Annotated in this window: 16 protein-coding genes; 4 read left to right on the top strand and 12 right to left on the bottom strand. The window is 73.2% G+C overall.

Annotation, left to right across the window (positions count from 1 at the left end; translation table 11 throughout):
• Positions 1–2: 2 nt before the first annotated feature.
• The 8 genes from PHY01_RS11210 to PHY01_RS11175 form a co-directional block, all read right to left on the bottom strand.
• Positions 3–461: an SRPBCC family protein gene (locus tag PHY01_RS11210; RefSeq protein ID WP_246085829.1), complete on the bottom strand. Its 459-nt coding sequence runs from the start codon at positions 459–461 to the stop codon at positions 3–5.
• Entirely contained in the window at positions 458–925 is a 468-nt protein-coding gene (locus tag PHY01_RS11205; protein ID WP_141278506.1) for a peroxiredoxin, read from the bottom strand. Before PHY01_RS11205 ends, PHY01_RS11210 begins: the two co-directional genes overlap by 4 nt.
• Positions 926–1,001: 76 nt before the next feature.
• Positions 1,002–1,826, bottom strand: a complete 825-nt coding sequence (locus PHY01_RS11200; protein ID WP_141278505.1) for a DUF1295 domain-containing protein — start codon at positions 1,824–1,826, stop codon at positions 1,002–1,004.
• A 4-nt stretch (positions 1,827–1,830) separates the two neighbouring features.
• Positions 1,831–3,210, bottom strand: coding sequence for an SAM-dependent methyltransferase (locus PHY01_RS11195; protein WP_141278504.1), 1,380 nt, complete (start codon positions 3,208–3,210; stop codon positions 1,831–1,833).
• A gap of 15 nt (positions 3,211–3,225) precedes the next feature.
• Entirely contained in the window at positions 3,226–4,509 is a 1,284-nt protein-coding gene (locus tag PHY01_RS11190; protein WP_141278503.1) for an SAM-dependent methyltransferase, read from the bottom strand.
• Positions 4,506–5,270, bottom strand: coding sequence for a DUF1365 domain-containing protein (locus PHY01_RS11185; protein ID WP_281283621.1), 765 nt, complete (start codon positions 5,268–5,270; stop codon positions 4,506–4,508). The genes PHY01_RS11190 and PHY01_RS11185 overlap by 4 nt, the downstream gene beginning before the upstream one ends.
• Entirely contained in the window at positions 5,267–6,520 is a 1,254-nt protein-coding gene (locus PHY01_RS11180) for an NAD(P)/FAD-dependent oxidoreductase (protein ID WP_141278502.1), read from the bottom strand. The genes PHY01_RS11185 and PHY01_RS11180 overlap by 4 nt, the downstream gene beginning before the upstream one ends.
• Positions 6,517–7,224: an alpha/beta hydrolase gene (locus PHY01_RS11175; RefSeq protein WP_141278501.1), complete on the bottom strand. Its 708-nt coding sequence runs from the start codon at positions 7,222–7,224 to the stop codon at positions 6,517–6,519. Before PHY01_RS11175 ends, PHY01_RS11180 begins: the two co-directional genes overlap by 4 nt.
• A gap of 173 nt (positions 7,225–7,397) precedes the next feature.
• Between PHY01_RS11175 and PHY01_RS11170 the strand changes: the two genes are divergently transcribed.
• A complete protein-coding gene (locus tag PHY01_RS11170; RefSeq protein WP_141278500.1) occupies positions 7,398–8,201 on the top strand; it encodes a lysophospholipid acyltransferase family protein in 804 nt (267 codons plus the stop codon).
• 135 nt (positions 8,202–8,336) lie between these two features.
• Positions 8,337–9,203 (top strand): type IV toxin-antitoxin system AbiEi family antitoxin domain-containing protein, encoded by an 867-nt coding sequence (locus PHY01_RS11165; RefSeq protein ID WP_141278499.1) that lies wholly within the window; start codon positions 8,337–8,339, stop codon positions 9,201–9,203.
• Between the two features lie 56 nt (positions 9,204–9,259).
• On the opposite strand, the gene PHY01_RS11160 is transcribed toward PHY01_RS11165, so the two are convergent.
• Complete coding sequence (locus PHY01_RS11160) at positions 9,260–10,195, bottom strand: acyl-CoA desaturase (protein ID WP_141278498.1); 936 nt, start codon at positions 10,193–10,195, stop codon at positions 9,260–9,262.
• A 75-nt stretch (positions 10,196–10,270) separates the two neighbouring features.
• A complete protein-coding gene (locus tag PHY01_RS11155; RefSeq protein WP_141278497.1) occupies positions 10,271–11,632 on the bottom strand; it encodes a mycothione reductase in 1,362 nt (453 codons plus the stop codon).
• Positions 11,633–11,774: 142 nt separating this feature from the next.
• Here PHY01_RS11155 and PHY01_RS11150 point away from each other — a divergent pair, with 142 nt between their 5' ends.
• Positions 11,775–12,239: a GNAT family N-acetyltransferase gene (locus tag PHY01_RS11150; protein WP_141278496.1), complete on the top strand. Its 465-nt coding sequence runs from the start codon at positions 11,775–11,777 to the stop codon at positions 12,237–12,239.
• 4 nt (positions 12,240–12,243) lie between these two features.
• Here PHY01_RS11150 and PHY01_RS11145 read toward each other — a convergent pair whose 3' ends face one another.
• Positions 12,244–13,155: an SCO6745 family protein gene (locus tag PHY01_RS11145; RefSeq protein WP_141278495.1), complete on the bottom strand. Its 912-nt coding sequence runs from the start codon at positions 13,153–13,155 to the stop codon at positions 12,244–12,246.
• A 94-nt stretch (positions 13,156–13,249) separates the two neighbouring features.
• Between PHY01_RS11145 and PHY01_RS27535 the strand changes: the two genes are divergently transcribed.
• Complete coding sequence (locus PHY01_RS27535) at positions 13,250–13,708, top strand: lipopolysaccharide assembly protein LapA domain-containing protein (RefSeq protein ID WP_170183754.1); 459 nt, start codon at positions 13,250–13,252, stop codon at positions 13,706–13,708.
• 51 nt (positions 13,709–13,759) lie between these two features.
• Here the strand turns inward: PHY01_RS27535 and panB are convergent, their stop codons facing one another.
• Positions 13,760–14,614 carry a 3-methyl-2-oxobutanoate hydroxymethyltransferase gene (gene panB, locus PHY01_RS11135; protein ID WP_141278493.1) on the bottom strand — a complete coding sequence of 285 codons (855 nt, stop codon included), beginning with the start codon at positions 14,612–14,614 and terminating at the stop codon, positions 13,760–13,762.
• Between the last annotated feature and the right edge of the window lie 57 nt (positions 14,615–14,671).

Genomic DNA, 14,671 nt, shown 5'->3' with positions numbered 1-14,671 from the left:
CCCTAGGCGGGCGCCCCGAAGATGGTGACGAGCCGGCGCAGCGTGTCGCGGATCGACTTCGCGTTGCCCTTCTGCATCCCGAACAGCTCGATGCCCCACGCGACGGGCGAGCCCGCGTAGTCGAAGGTCTCGGTGATGCGGGTGCCGCCGTCGACCGGTTCCAGCTCGTAGCGCCAGATCGCCTTCGCGGGATGGCACCAGCCGATGAGCCGGTCCTGCTCGAACTCCACCACCCGGTTGGTGATCCGGTACGGCAACGTGATCTTCATGTCCATGCCGAACCGGTCGCCCAGCGCGAGCCTCTGTGGGCCGGAGGTGGCGCCGCGGACGGTGCCCGAGCCGTCGAACTCGTGGTGGCGGTGCGGGTTGGCGAGCAGCGCGAAGACCTCGGCGGGCGGGGCGGCCACCACCGTGGAGGCGGTGACCGTCCGGCCGTCGATGACGGCGTGGTCGTCGTTCACGCAGCCGCCTGGTGCTTCTTCAGCGCGGCCAGCGCGTCGTCGGCGTGCATGTCGAACTTGGTCTCGCTCGCGATGACCTCGATGATCCGGCGGTCCTGCCCGATGACGAAGGTCATGCGCTTGGTCTGCAGCCCGCCGGGCAGCCACCACCGCTTGGCGCCCAGTTCCTTGGCCACCTTCTTGCCGGTGTCCGACAGCAGCGGGTAGCCCAGGGAGTGGGCCGAGGCGAAGGTGCTCTGCGCCGTGACGCCGTCGCCGCTGATCCCGACCGGCTGCGCGCCCAGAGCGGCGAACTCGGCGGCCAGGTCGCGGAAGTGGCAGGCCTCCTGCGTGCAGCCGCCGCTGGAGGCGATCGGGTAGAAGAACAGCACGACGGGCCCGTTCTCCAGCAGGCTGGACAGGCGGCGCGGGGTGCCCGTCTCGTCCTTCAGCTCGAAGTCGCTGACCTGGTCACCGGTGTTCATGAACGCTCACTCTCACGGATCGGGATGTTGCTCGGTGTTTCGCAGCAGCGGCGCGGACGGTTCAGGAGCCCCTACCTCAGGTCACCGTCTTCTTGGGGGGCAGCGGGAAGAACCCGCTGGTCCGCTTCACGTACTCGACGTAGCCGGGGCGCCGGTTGCCGATCGTCGACTCCAGCAGCTTGGCGCCGGTGCCCTTGGCCAGCAGCCACGTCATCAGGGCGGCGCTGACCAGCCCGATCAACCCCGCCGGGTGGTGCAGGGCGAGCAGGGTGAGGCCCCACCAGACGGCGGCGTCGCCGAAGTAGTTGGGGTGGCGCGTGTAGCGCCACAGGCCCTGGTCCATGACCTGGCCCTTGTTGGCCGGGTCGGCCTTGAACGCGGCCAGCTGGGCGTCGCCGACGGTCTCGAAGAAGAAGCCGACCGCCCACGACAGCACACCCAGCACCGTGACGGTGACGGCCAGGGCGCCGGAGGCGTAGCCGTACTGGCCCAGCTGCACCGGCAACGACACCACCCACATGATCACCGCCTGCGGCAGGTAGACCTTGCGGACGATGTGCAGCAGCGGGTTGCCCCTGGCGCGCTCCATGATCTCGACGTAGCGCTGGTCCTCGTCCTTGCCCCGGTTGCGCCGCTCGATGTGCCAGGCCAGCCGGAAGCCCCAGATGCAGGTCAGGGCCGTGATCAGCAGCTGGCGCCACAGGTCGCCCTCGCCGACCGACAGGATCAGCGAGGTGATCGCGACGATCCCGAACCCGGCGCCCCACACCACGTCGATGCCGTCGTGGCGGTTGCCGCGCACGCGCACGGCCACGAACAGCGAGGCGGCGAACAGCGCGAGCACGACGACGGCGCTGACCCACAGGTTGGTCAGCGCCGCGCCCCAGGGGTAGTCGCTCATGCGCTCATCGTGTCGGGTCGGCCGTGACCGCGCGCGCCGAGCCGTTGCCCGCGCTGCCGTTCGTCATCGAGACGTGATCGAGCTCGGGGTCGCGGCCCAGCGTCGAGGTCCGGCCGCGCGGCAGGCCGGACCGGCCCTCGGCGTCGGGGCGGACCATGAGCATCTGGTGCACGCCCATCCGGTTCTCCTCGAAGGCGAGCGCGGCGCCCGCGAGGTAGAGCAGCCAGACCCGGAACTGCTCCTCGCCGACGAGCCGGACCGCCTCGGCCCTGTTGTCCTGCAACGTGTCCAGCCACGGCCGCACGGTCCAGACGTAGTGCTCGCGCAGGGAGTGGACGTCGACGACCTCCAGGCCCGCGGCCTCCAGGAAGTTCAGCGTCTCGCCGAGCGGGCGCATGTACATGTCCGGGGCGACGTAGGCCTCCATGAACGCCCCGCCGCCCGGTGCGGTGTTGGCCCCGGCCGCGCCGCGCGACATCTGCTGCAGCAGCAGCCGGCCGTGGGGGAGCAGCAGCTTGTGCAGCTGGGCGGCGTAGACCGGGTAGTTGTCCTGGCCGACGTGCTCGCCCATCTCGATCGAGCTGATCGCGTCGAAGGGCTGGTCGGGGATCTCCCGGTAGTCCTGCAACCGGATCTCGACCCGGTCGGCCAGCCCCAGCTCCGCGACCCGGGCCATCCCGAACGCGCGCTGCTGCGCCGACAGCGTGACCCCGACGGCGGTGACCCCGTAGTTCTCGGCCGCGTGGATCAGCAGCGAGGCCCACCCGCACCCGACGTCGAGCAGGCGCATCCCGGGCTTCAGGCCGAGCTTGCGGCAGATCAGGTCGAGCTTGTCGGTCTGGGCCTGCTGCAGCCCGTAGGACGGGCTCGTCTCGCGGGTCCAGTAGCCGCAGGAGTAGGCCATCTGCGGGTCGAGCAGGAACTCGTAGAAGTCGTTGGACAGGTCGTAGTGGTGCGCGATGGCGGCGCGGTCGCGGCGGCGGCTGTGCAGCCGGCCGTCGAGCCGGGCCTCCGACGCCGGGGGCTTCGGGCGCGGGCCCAGGATGCCCAGGCGGGCGGCCAGCTTCGCGGCGTCGACCTTGTCGGCGGTGCTCAGGCGCAGCGCCCCGAGGTTCTGGGCGCGGGCGAGCTTCCAGAAGCGGGACAGTCCCTCGGCGACGTCGCCCTCGACGTCGAGCTCCCCGGCGACGAACGCGCGCGCCAGCCCCAGCTCGCCCGGGTTCCACAGCAGGCGCCGCAGCGCCCGGCGGTGCCGGATGATCGCGACGGGGCCGTCCGGGGCGCCGGCCTCGGAGCCGTCCCAGGCCCGCAGGCGGATGGGCAGCGGCGCGCCGATCAGGCGCTCGACGAGCCCGGCGAGCTGCGGGGCGACAGGGGTGGGCACGGTGGTCTCCAGGAGTCAGTACGGGCGGCGGTGCTGCAGCGAGAGCTGGTGGACGTCGAGGTAGCCGACGCGGAAACCGGCCTCGCAGTAGGCGAGGTAGAACTCCCACATGCGGCGGAACGTCTCGTCGAAGCCGAGGCCGGCGACGGTCTCCCAGCGGGCGCGGAACCTCTCGCCCCAGTGGGCGAGCGTGCGTGCGTAGTCGGGGCCGAGGCTGCGGCGCTCGGCGATGCGCAGGCCGGTGTGGTCGCGCAGGTTCTGCTCGATCGCCTCGACCGACGGGATCACCCCGCCGGGGAAGATGTACTTCGAGATCCAGGTGTAGTCGTTCTTGGAGACCATCAGGCGGTCGTGCGGCATCGTGATCGCCTGCAGCCCGACCTTGCCGCCGGGCTTGAGGAGACGGTCGAGCGCGGCGAAGTACGTCGGCCAGTAGGCGACGCCGACGGCCTCGATCATCTCGACGCTGACGACGGCGTCGTAGCTGCCCTGGGCCTCGCGGTAGTCGCGCAGCAGCACCTGGACGCGGTCGGCGACCCCGGCCGCGCTCAGCCGCTCCTCGGCCAGGCGCGCCTGCTCGGCGGAGATCGTCAGCGTGGTGACGCGGGCGCCGCGCTGCGCGGCCCGGGTGGCGAGCCCGCCCCAGCCGGTGCCGATCTCCAGCACGTGGCTGTCCGGCCCGACGCCCGCCATGTCCAGGATGCCGTCGATCTTGCGCTCCTGGGCGAGCACGAGGTCGTCGCTGCCCTCGGCGAACCAACCCGCCGAGTAGGACATCGTCTCGTCCAGGAAGGTGGCGAACAGGTCGTTGGACAGGTCGTAGTGGCGCTGGATGTTCTCCCGCGACCCCTCGACGGTGTTGACCTCCTCGCTCGGCTGGCGGGCCTCGGCGAAGCGCCGCCCGATGCGCTGCAGCGTGGGCGGGATCAGCGTCGACAGCTTCGCGGCGAACGGGGTGAGCAGGTCGGCCAGGTCGGTGGTGGTCCAGTCGCCCACCATGTACGCCTCGCCGAACCCGATCTTGGAGTTCGCGCCGAGCCGGTGGAAGAACGCCTCCGGGCGGACGATCCGCATGACGGGGGCGTCCGGTCCGCCCGCGCCGATCCGCTCGCCACCGGGGAACACCACCCGCACCGGCAGCGGCCTCACCGCGCGCCGGAACAGCGCCTCGGCGATCCGCGCCTTGCCGGGTGCCCGCGGCGGCGTGGCCAGGCCCGGCCACACCCCCTCGTTCGGCCGGGGGACGAGGTGGTTGTTGGAGCGCCGCACGGGCGCCGGACTGACGGGTTCGGTGCTCACTGGACGCCCTCCTGAGGTGTGTGTTTCGGCCGGCGGATCACGGGCAGGCGTCTGAGCCACAGCGTGATGCCGTGGCGGCGGATCAGCGCCGACGTGCGGTGGGTCATGAGCGGGCGCCGCAGCAGCATCCCGACCAGTGCGGCGGGGGTGGCCGGCCGCCTGCGGCCGGTGACGGTGGCCGTCAGGGCCGTGGTGTCGTCCTGCCGCAGGGTCACGGTGACCGACAGGCGCTCGCCGGGCACCGGCAGCGTCATCCGGTAGGTGCCCTCGACGGTGAGGAACGGTGAGACGTAGAAGTCCTTGCCGGTCTCGGCGCGGCCGGCGTCGTCGGTGCGCAGCAGGTAGCAGTGCCGCTCGCCGTAGGTGTTGTGGACCTCCGCGACGACGCACTCCAGAGTGCCGTCGGGGCGGTGGCACCAGTACACGGTGATCGGGTTGAAGACGTAGCCGAGCACGCGGGCGTTGGCGAGCATGAGGACCTGCCCACCGGCGAGGTCGACGCCGCGGGTCGCCAGCCACGCGTCGAGGTTCTGGCGGATCGTCCGCGCCGGGTCGCCGAGGTGGTCGCGCGCCTCGAAGCGCGCGAACGGGCGCAGCGGCCGGGGCAGCTGGGGCAGGGCGTCGAGGTCGACGAGCCACAGGTAGACGGCGTGGCCGAAGCTGCGGTCCATGGCCCTGCGGCGCACGTGGCGGACCCGCGCGTCGTAGAGTGAGGGCACGGCCACGGGCGTCCGGACGATCTCCCGCTGCGACGAGGTCACCAGCCGGCTCCCAGGCTCGCCGCGGCCCGCACCCCGGCCGCGCAGCCGTCCTCGTGGAAGCCCCAGCCGTGGTAGGCGCCGGCGAACGCGACCGTGCCGTCGTTGAGGGCCGGCAGGCGGCGCTGCGCGGCCACCGACTCCGGGGTGTAGATCGGGTGCTCGTAGTGCATCGTCGCGACGACCGAGTCCTGGTCGACGCGGTCGGTGCCGTTGAGCGTGACCACGTAGTCGTCGGGCTCGGCCAGGCGCTGCAGCCGGTTCATGTCGTAGGACACCAGCACGGGCGCGTCGCGGCTGGAACAGGAGGGCTTGAGGTAGTTCCACGACGCCCGGGCGCCCGCGGTGCTGGGCAGCACGGAGGTGTCGTGGTGGAGCTGGGTGGTGTTCGCCGAGTAGGCGAAGGCGCCCAGCACGTCGCGCTCGTCGTCGGTGGCCTCGGGGAGCAGGGCCAGCGCCTGGTCGGGGTGGGTGGCGACGACGACCTTGTCGAAGCGCTGAGTGCCGTCGGCGGTGATCTCGACGCCCCCGCCGACCCGCCGCACGGCCCGCACCGGTGTGGAGACGTGCACCGCCGACAGCTCCTTGACCACCCTCTCCACATAGGACCGGGACCCGCCGGTGACGGTGCGCCACTGCGGCGAGCCGCCGATGGAGAGCAGCCCGTGGTGGTCGAGGAAGGTGAACAGGTAGCGCGCCGGGTACGCCATCGACACCGTCTCGCCCGCCGACCAGACCGCGCTCACCACCGGCAGCATGAAGTGCTCGACGAAGTAGCGCGAGTAGCCGCCGATCGCCAGGAACGCGCCCAGGGTGACGTCGCCCGCGCGCTCGTCGGCCAGCACCCGGCGGGCGTGCCGGTGGAACCGGACGACCTCGCCCAGCATCCGCAGGTACTGCGGCCGCGCCACGTTGGACGCCTGCGGGAACAGACCGCCCAGCCTGCGCGCCCCCGCGTACTCCAGGCCGCAGCCCTCGCAGCGCACCGACATCGACATGTCGGACTCCTGGGTGGCCACGCCGAGCTCGGCGAACAACCGCAGCAGGTTCGGGTAGGTGCGCTCGTTGTGCACGATGAACCCGGAGTCGACGAAGGCGGTGCCGCCGTCGCGGGTGGCGAGCTCGTGGGTGTGCGCGTGCCCGCCCAGGCGCCCGTCGGCCTCGAACAGCGTGACGTCGAAACGGCGCTGCAGCAGGTAGGCGGCCGTGAGCCCGGCGACGCCGGACCCGACGACGGCTGCGGTCGGGCTCATGTGTGGGCTCCATGAAGTACGGCCCGCAGGCCGCTCGGGGTGGGTTGGTGCAGAGCATTCGCAATCACCGGGTCCACGGGTTCGATGCCCAGGACGCCGAGCGCGAACCGGCGGACCAGTGCGTTCCACACCCCGATGCGGGTGAGCATGAAGTGACCCGCCCCCGGCACGTCGAAGCGGCACACGGCCACCCCGCGCTCCTTGGCGCGCACGGCGAAGCGGTAGGACTCGCCGGGGTCGGTCCAGCGCTCGCGGTCGCCGTGGGCGATCAGCACGGTGCGGCCGTCGAGCTGGACGACGGGGTCCGAGCCGTCGAGCCAGGGGGCCAGCGCGCACACCGCGACCACGTTGGACGCCCCGGCGGCCCCGAGCGCGGCGCGTCCGCCCATCGAGTGACCGACCAGCACCACCGGCACCCCCGGGAACCGCTCGGCGAGCTCGCCGAGCGCCCACTGGGCGTCGCGCAGGGCGTCCCTGGCCGGGGCGTTCCAGCCCCGGAAGCGGTAGCGCAACAGGTACACCGCGGGCCCGCGGCGGCTCAGCGCGCGGGCGAACGGCACCATCCGGCGGTAGGTGAGCCGCTTGGGCTCTCCGCTCTCGCGGCTGTGTGCGCGGCCGCCGTGCAGGACCAGGACCAGCGCGGACGGCCTGTCCTGCTCCCGTCCGACGGGCTCCAGACGGGGCAGACCGGACTTGTCGGGCACGACCACCTCACGGGCGACGGGACGGGGCGGAAACCAGTGTCGCCGGACATTCCGTCGCGGGCGCGTCGCCGGATGACCGCTGGGACGTAGGTCACAGCGGTTGCGTAGCTTCACCGTGGTCGCCGGGGACGTTGTCGGGACATGATCGCTGCCCGGGTACAGGAGGAGGATCGATGAGGCCGCTGTCGACGTGGCAGAAGCTGCGACTCACCGTCACGCGCCGGTGGAGCACGTCGGGCTTCTGGTTCGGCTTCGCGATCTGGATGCTGTGGCCGTTCACGATGTTCGGGACGCGGATCGGGTGGAGCGGCGGCGAGCACATCCCGCGCACCGGCGGCGCCCTGCTGGCGCTCAACCACGTCTCCTTCGCCGACCCGATCTTCGACGTCGCGTTCACGATCTCGCACGGGCGGATGCCCCGGTTCCTGGCCAAGTCCGAGCTCTGGGACGTGCCGGTCGTCCGGTCGGTGCTGGGCAAGGGCGGCCACATCCCGGTGTACCGGTCCTCCGCCCGGGCCGGTGACGCCTACCGCGAGGCGATCGCGGCCGTGCAGCGCGGCGAGATCGTGGCGTTCTACCCGGAGGCCACCTACACCGCCGACCCCGACGGCTGGCCGATGCGAGCCAAGAACGGCATCGGCCGGATCGCCCTGGTCACCGGCGCGCCGGTCATCCCGGTCGCCAACTGGGGCACCCAGGACGTCCTGCCGCCCGGCACGAACCGCCCCCGCCTGTTCTTCCCGCGCCGGCGGGTCACGATCGTCGCGGGCCCGCCCGTCGACCTGACGCCGTGGCTCGGCGGCCCCCGCACCCGCACCGCGCTCGACGGCGTCACCGGCGCGATCATGGCCGACGTGACCGCGCTGCTGGCCGGCATCCGCGGCGAGCAGCCCCCCGCCGTGCCCCACGACCCGGCCTCCGCCCCCGCCCTCCCCGGCCCGCCCGCGGCGGTGGCGGACGAACGCCCCCCGGCCTGACGCCCGCCCGCGGTGATCGTCGTCCGCGGTGCGATCCGGCCAACCGTGGCCGCCCTGCACCGCTGGGGGTGATCATGGCGCTCGGGTTCCGGTGAACGGCCACGGTGATCACGGTCGGTCCGCGATCCTCCGGGGGTGCGCCTCGATCATCTGCTCGTCCGCCAGGCCGGCGTGCTGACCACCGCCCAGGCCGTCGACGCCGGGATCAGCGCCCGCACAGTGCGTCGCCGCGTGCAGCGGCAGGAGTGGGAGGTGCTGCACCCCGGGGTGTACCTGGCCGGCGGCTACCGGCTCACCGACGAGGCGCGGGTGCGGGCAGCGTGGTTGTGGGCGGGGAGCTCGGCGCTGGTCAGCGGCCCGGCGGCGGCGTACTGGCACCGGATGCTCGACCGGGCACCCGACGAGATCGAGGTGACCGTGCCCCGTCACCGGCACCTGCGTCCGCAGCCGGGCGTCGTGCTCCGCCGCCGCGACCTCTCGCCCGTCGATCGCGTCGAGGACCGCCACCTGGTCCTGACGGCGGAGCCGCTGACCGCGCTGGAGACGGCGACCGGCCCGCTCGGGGGGTCGGTGTTCCTGGACCGGGCGCTGCAGCGCCACGTGCGGTTCGCCGCGCTCCACCGCGCCTACTGCCGCAACCTGGACCGGCACGGTTCCTCGCGGGCCCGGCAGCTGATCACGGCGTCGGCGGACCGCGCCGACTCGGCCGCCGAACGGTTGCTCGTCACGATCCTGCGCGACGCGGGCATCGGCGGCTGGGTGCTCGGCCACCCGTTCGGGCCGTGGCGGATCGATCTGGCGTTCCCGGCGCGGAGGGTCGCGGTCGAGGTCGACGGCTGGGCGTGGCACGTCGACGCCGAGCGGTTCCGCGACGACCGGCGCAAGGGCAACGCGATCACCCGCGCGGGGTGGTCCCTGCTGCGCTACACCTGGCATGCCCTCGACGGTGACCCGGTCGGCACGGCCCGGGAGATCGCCGGCACCCTGGCCGACGCTGCATGATCACCGCCTGCGGTGCACAGCGGCCACGGTTGGCCGGATCGCACCGCAGACGACGATCACCGGGCCAGCTTCTCCAGCCGGCGGGCGGTGGGCCAGCGGACCGAGTGGGCCCAGCCCAGCTTCTCGAAGATGCGGATCACCCGCGCGGAGATGTCGACCTGCCCGCGCCGCACGCCGTGCCGGGCGCAGGTGGGGTCGGCGTGGTGCAGGTTGTGCCACGACTCGCCGAAGCTCAGGACGGCGAGCGGCCACACGTTGCGGGAGTGGTCGCGGGAGGCGAACGGCTGATCGCCGATCATGTGGCAGATCGAGTTGATCGACCACGTGACGTGGTGCAGCAGCGCCACGCGCACCAGCCCGCCCCAGAAGAACGCCGTGAGCGCGCCCGCCCAGGACATCGTCACCAGCCCGCCGATGACGCCGGGCAGCACGAGCGAGAGCGTGGCCCACAGGACGAACAGCCGGTCGACCGTGACGATGTCGCGGTCGGCGAGCAGGTCGGGGGTGAAGCGCCGCTCGTTGGTCTGGTCGCGGCCGAACAGCCAGCCCATGTGCGAGTGGTAGAAGCCCTTCGCGAGCGCGCGTGGGCCGGTGCCGAACAGCCACGGGGAGTGCGGGTCGCCCTCCTTGTCGGAGAACGCGTGGTGACGGCGGTGGTCGGCCACCCAGTCGATCACCGGTCCCTGCAGCGCGAGGCTGCCCGAGATCGCCAGCGCGATCCGCAGCGGCCGGGTGGCCTTGAACGAGCCGTGGGTGAAGTAGCGGTGGAAGCCGACGGTGATGCCGAGGCCGCTGACGACGTAGAACGGCAGGGCGATCGCGACGTCGACCCAGCTCAGACCCCAGCCCCAGGCGGCGGGCACCGCGGCCAGCAGCGCGAGCAGCGGCACGATCACGAAGACGTAGACGGCGACGGTGGACGCGACGCCGCGCTGCCCGTCCAGCAGGGGCTTCGGACCGGCCGCGCGGGCGGGACTCTCGGCTACGGACACGGGCGGCACCTCGTGGGTCGGAGGAAGGGTGGCCTCACTGCGCCACCCAGTATCCGGTATTCGGCGCCCGGCGCCCTACAGATCGAGCCCGAGCAGTGCGTTCTCGACCACTTCGGGTAGCGCGGGATGGATCCAGTACTGCCCGGTGGCCATCTCGCGGGCCCCCAACCCGAACGCCATGGCCTGCACGAGCGGCTGGATCACGGTGCTCGCCTGCGGCCCCATCACGTGCGCGCCGAGTATCCGGCCGGTGCCGCGCTCCGCGATGACCTTGCAGAAGCCGGTGGTGTCCTCCATCGCCCAGCCGTAGGCGACGTCGCCGTAGGCCTGGATCTTCACGACGTGGTCCAGGCCCTCGGCCCGGCACTGCGCCTCGGTGCGCCCGACCGCCGCGATCTGCGGGTCGGTGAAGACCGCGGCGGGCACGGCGTGGTGGTTGGTGGTGCGCAGGTCGTCGGGGTGGGCGAGGTTGTGCGCCACGACCCGGGCCTCGTGGTTGGCCACGTGCTTGAGCTGGAACGGCGAGCTGACGTCACCGAGGGCGAACACGCCGTCGACGGTGGTGCGCTGGTGCCCGTCGACGACGATCCGGCCGTCGGCGTGCACGGCGATGCCGGCCCGGTCGAGGTCGAGCAGGTCGCTGTTGGGCTCGCGCCCGGTGGCGACGAGCACGAGGTCGCCGCGCACGGCCGACCCGTCCTGCAGGGTGAGCTCCACGCCGTCGGCGCCGTGGCGGGCCGCGGTGATCGGCTGTCCGAGGCGGACGTCCCAGCGGTCGCGGACGGCCGCGGTGAACCGCTCCGCCACCGTCTCGTCCTGCGAGCGCAGCAGGTGCCGCCCCCGCCCGATGATCGTGACGCGCGAGCCGAGCGCGGAGAAGACGTGGGCGAACTCGGCGCCGATGTAGCCGGCGCCGACGATGAGCAGGTGCTCGGGCAGGGCGTCGATGCGCATGATCGTGTCGGAGGTCTCGTACGGGATGCCGGAGGCGGTGATCACCTCCGGGATCGCCGCGCGGCCCCCCGCGGCGATCACGACCCGGTCGGCGGTGAACGGCTCCCCGCCGTCGACGGAGAGCTCGCGTGGCCCGGTGAACCGGGCGTGTCCCTCGTACACGGTGACGTTCGGGCAGCGCTCGACGCGGTACTCGCGCCCGCCCGCGGCGATCGGGTCGATGCGGGAGAACACGCGGTCGCGGATGTCGGTCCAGCGCACCTTGTCGACCGTGGCGTCGATGCCGAAGCGCGACGCGTGCCGGATGTGCTGGGCGACGTCGGCCGGGTAGACGTACATCTTCGTCGGGATGCACCCCACGTTCAGGCAGGTGCCACCGAACACCCCGTGCTCGACGATCGCCACGTCGAGGTGGTCGAAGCGGGAGTCGACGATGGAGTTGCCGGAGCCGGTGCCGATGACGACGAGATCGTGGTGGCGCACCGGTGGAGGCTAGCCGGGTCGGCGGGTGGCCGCGGGGTCCGACCGGATCGGGGGACTCGCGGGCGGGAACCGGGGGACTCGCGAGCGGGAACCGGGGGACTCGCGGGGGGTGGGGGCGGGGGTGGTCTGGTAGGGAGAGGGGGTGAGCAACGACCTGATCGCGGCGACCGTGCACCGGGCCTGGGCGGCCGACCTCGATCCGCAGACCCTCTACGCGCTGCTGCGGCTGCGGGTGGAGGTGTTCGTCGTCGAGCAGTCCTGTGCCTACCCCGAGCTCGACGGGCGCGACCTCGAGGACCGCGCCCGCCACTACTGGCTGGGCGGCGAGGGTCGGCCCGAGCCGGTCCTGGGCACGCTGCGGCTGCTCAAGGAGCGCGACGGCGGGTACCGGATCGGGCGGCTGTGCACCGCCCCGTCGGCGCGCGGGCACGGGCTGGGCAGGCGGCTCGTGGCGGCGGTGCTCGGCGAGGTCGGCGACCGGCCGTGCGTGCTCGACGCCCAGGAGCACCTGGTCGCGTTCTACCGCTCGTTCGGCTTCGAGGTCGCGGGCGAGCCCTACGACTGGGACGGTGTGACGCACCTGCCGATGCGCCGCGCCGTCCGGTAGGGCCTCAGCCCGCGGCGCGCTTGCGCGGGTCCGGCGGGAACTGGCGGGCCTGCACGCACTGCTCCGACCACCCGGCGACCACGGCGGCCACCGGCTCCAGGTCGGCGCCCAGTGCCGCGACCAGCGCCTCCTGGGAGGCGTCGGTGGCGGCCTCGATCGCGTCGCGGACCGCGCGGCCCCGCTCGGTGATGGCGCCGTCGGCGATCAGGCCGTCGGCCTCCAGCCGGGCGACGCCCGCCGCGGCGGCCTCGTCGGGCCACGCGCGGGTGCCCGAGTACTCGCCGACCGGGTAGCCGAGCCAGACCTCCATGAGCACGCCCATCCGGACGGGGTCGAGCCCGGCGGCGATGCAGGCCGCGACGTGGCCGTCGCCGCGGTGCTCGCGGACGAGGTCGGCCGCGCGCCAGAGACGGCCGAACGCGTCGGGGAGGCGCGGCTGGGAGCGCAGCGCCGAGAACAGCACCCGGCCGGTCCCGTCCAGGCCCGCCACGGCGTCCTCCAGGATCCCCGCGACGCGGGCGACCTCGGGCTCCGCGGCGTCGCCCAGGACGGCGCGCAGGCTGGCCGCGGCCTCCGCGTCGCGCAGCGCGATCAGCTCCGGCAGCGGGACCAGCGCCCGGCCCGCGGTCCACAGGGCGTCGACGACGTTCGGCTCGAACACCGCGAACGTCGCCGCGACCACCGACGAGGGCACCTCGCCCAGCGGGGCGGCGCGGCCGGTGACGTAGCCGGTGAGGAAGTCGTGGCCGCGGGCGGCGAGCGCGCGGTTGACCCGTTCGGACCAGACGCCGTGCATGGCGACCGGTTCCAGGGCGTCACGCAGGACGCGGGCGGGGGTGGGGGAGGGCGCGGCGACGGCGGCGGTGGAGTCGGGAGGCTCGGTGAAGAAGGTGTCCAGCGCGGCGGCGTAGTCCATGGCCGGACGTTAACCGACCGTGCTCCGCGTCACACCGGCCGTTGCGGGATACTTCGCCGCTCAACCGGTGGGACGAACAGGGATGGTGGCGGCGATGACCGAGGACCCGACGCGGGCGACCCGGACCGGGGGACCCAGCTACGGCAGTGTCGGGCCGCACGACCCGCACGCCGACCCGGCCACCAACCCCGGGATGCGCCCGGTGGGCCCGGTCACCGACCCCGACGGCCGCACGGTCGCCGTCCCCGCGGACACCGACCCCGACACCGCCCCCGTGCCCACCACGCCGGCGCGCGACCCGATCGTGGCCCACAGCCGCAGCGGCGGGCTCTGGACGGGGCTGATCCTCTCGGCGATCGTCGGCATCTTCCTGCTGGTGTTCATCCTGCAGAACAACACGCCGATCGTGATCAACTTCCTGGGCTTCTCCGGGTCGCTGCCGGCGGGCGTCGCGCTGCTGCTGGCCGCCATCGCCGGGCTGCTGCTCGTCGCGATCCCGGGCGGGCTGCGGATCCTGCAGCTGCGCCGCGCGGCCAAGCGCGCCGCGCGCTGACCCTCTGGTCACCGCACGGGCGCGCGACGTCGCGCGCCCGTGCGGGAGGCCTCAGGAGTACGAGTGCTCGGCGTCGGGGTACTCCCCGCCGCGCACCTCGTCGCCGAACCGCCGGGCGGCGTCGTGCAGGATCGACCCGACGTCGGCGTACTGCCGGACGAAGCGCGGCTTGCGGCCGCGGTTCATCCCGGCCATGTCCGACCAGACCAGGACCTGCGCGTCGCAGTCCGGGCCCGCGCCGATCCCGACGGTCGGGACGGCGAGCTCGCCGGTGACGCGCTTGGCGACGTCGGCGGGCACCATCTCCAGCACCACGGCGAACGCGCCGGCGGCCTGCATGGCCAGCGCGTCCTCGATGAGCTTCTCGCCGCGGTCGCCGCGCCCCTGGATGCGGAAACCGCCCAGGGCGTGCTCGCTCTGCGGGGTGAAGCCGAGGTGGGCCATCACCGGGATCCCGGCACCGGTCAGCGCCTCGACCTGCGGGGCGTAGCGCGCCCCGCCCTCCAGCTTGACGGCGTGCGCGCCGCCCTCCTTCATGAACCGGAAGGCGGTGGTCAGCGCCTGCTCGGGGCTGACCTGGTAGCTGCCGAAGGGCAGGTCGGCGACGACCAGCGCGCTCTTCGCCCCCCGGACCACCGCCTTGACCAGCGGCATCAGCTCGTCGACGGTCACCGGGATGGTGTTGTCGTAGCCGTAGACGTTGTTGCCCGCCGAGTCGCCGACCAGCAGGACCGGGATGCCGGCCTCGTCGAAGATCTCCGCGGAGTACACGTCGTAGGCGGTGAGCATCGGCCAGCGCTCGCCGCGGTCCTTCATCTCGCGCAGGTGGTGCACGCGGGTCCGCTTCGGCCGCTCGGGAGCCCGGTAGGGGGCCTGTACCTCGGCGGCGGTCGCATCGTCAGACATCGTTGTCCGTCCTCCCTCGAGGCCCTCGCGGGTCCCCGGGTGTTCCGGTGGTGACGA

The sequence above is a fragment of the Pseudonocardia hydrocarbonoxydans genome (assembly GCF_006539565.1).
Classification (GTDB): Bacteria; Actinomycetota; Actinomycetes; order Mycobacteriales; family Pseudonocardiaceae; genus Pseudonocardia; species Pseudonocardia hydrocarbonoxydans.
Note: the sequence above shows the minus strand (reverse complement) of the source record. Positions and strands in the feature narration are given on the sequence as shown.

Bases quoted from the DNA above. Each gene is read 5' to 3' on its own strand.
- panB (WP_141278493.1), bottom strand. From the start codon at position 14,614: ATGTCTGACGATGCGACCGCCGCCGAGGTACAGGCCCCCTACCGGGCT.
- PHY01_RS11170 (WP_141278500.1), top strand. From the start codon at position 7,398: ATGAGGCCGCTGTCGACGTGGCAGAAGCTGCGACTCACCGTCACGCGC.
- PHY01_RS11200 (WP_141278505.1), bottom strand. From the start codon at position 1,826: ATGAGCGACTACCCCTGGGGCGCGGCGCTGACCAACCTGTGGGTCAGC.
- PHY01_RS11145 (WP_141278495.1), bottom strand. From the start codon at position 13,155: ATGGACTACGCCGCCGCGCTGGACACCTTCTTCACCGAGCCTCCCGAC.
- PHY01_RS11180 (WP_141278502.1), bottom strand. From the start codon at position 6,520: ATGAGCCCGACCGCAGCCGTCGTCGGGTCCGGCGTCGCCGGGCTCACG.
- PHY01_RS27535 (WP_170183754.1), top strand. From the start codon at position 13,250: ATGACCGAGGACCCGACGCGGGCGACCCGGACCGGGGGACCCAGCTAC.
- PHY01_RS11205 (WP_141278506.1), bottom strand. From the start codon at position 925: ATGAACACCGGTGACCAGGTCAGCGACTTCGAGCTGAAGGACGAGACG.